General features: G+C 68.1%; 1 protein-coding gene. It reads left to right on the top strand.

Annotated elements, in window-relative coordinates; genetic code table 11:
* Position 1 precedes the first annotated feature (1 nt).
* The coding region (locus tag G3N94_RS41830; protein WP_205799973.1) for a Re/Si-specific NAD(P)(+) transhydrogenase subunit alpha at positions 2-843 on the top strand (842 nt) is incomplete at its 3' end.

Below are 843 nucleotides of genomic sequence, written 5' to 3'. Positions count from 1 at the left end.
GATTGGCGTTCCTCTGGAGACAGCCACTCAGGAGCGGCGCGTAGCGACCGTGCCTGACGTGGTCGAGAAACTGATCAAGCTGGGGTTTGCGGTGGCCGTGCAAAGCGGCGCAGGCACAGGCGCGAACTTCGGCGATGACGACTACCGCGCGGCCGGTGCCGAGGTCGTGGCTTCGGCCGCCGACCTGTGGGGGCGCAGCGATATCGTTTTCAAGGTTCGCCCGCCGAGCAGCGAGGAAGTAGCGCTGATGCGCCATGGCGGCACGCTGATCGGTTTCGTGTGGCCGGCCCAGAACCCCGAACTGATGCAGCAGCTGGCCGCGAAGCAGGCCACGGTGCTGGCCATCGATTCGCTGCCGCGGACGCTGTCGCGCGCGCAGAAGATGGACGCGCTCACGTCGATGGCCGGCGTGAGCGGCTACCGTGCCGTCATCGAGGCGGCCAATGCGTTCGGCCGTTACTTCAACGGCCAGATCACGGCCGCGGGCAAGGTGCCGCCCGCGAAGATCTTCATCGCCGGCGCAGGTGTGGCGGGCCTCGCGGCCATCGGCACGGCTGCGGGCATGGGCGCGATCGTGCGCGCCAACGACACGCGCGCCGAGGTGGCCGACCAGGTCAAATCGCTGGGCGGCGAATTCGTCAAGGTCGATTACGAGGAAGAAGGCTCGGGCGGCGGCGGCTACGCGAAGGTGATGAGCGAGGGCTTCCAGCAGGCGCAGCGCGCGATGTACGCGCAGCAGGCCAGGGACGCGGACATCATCATCACCACCGCGCTGATTCCCGGCAAGCCGGCGCCGAAGCTGATCACGGCCGAGATGGTGCAGTCGATGAAGCCGGGCAGCGT

The organism is Burkholderia sp. Ac-20353 (assembly GCF_017104785.1).
GTDB lineage: Bacteria > Pseudomonadota > Gammaproteobacteria > Burkholderiales > Burkholderiaceae > Burkholderia.
This window is presented reverse-complemented; position numbering and strand designations above follow the sequence as displayed.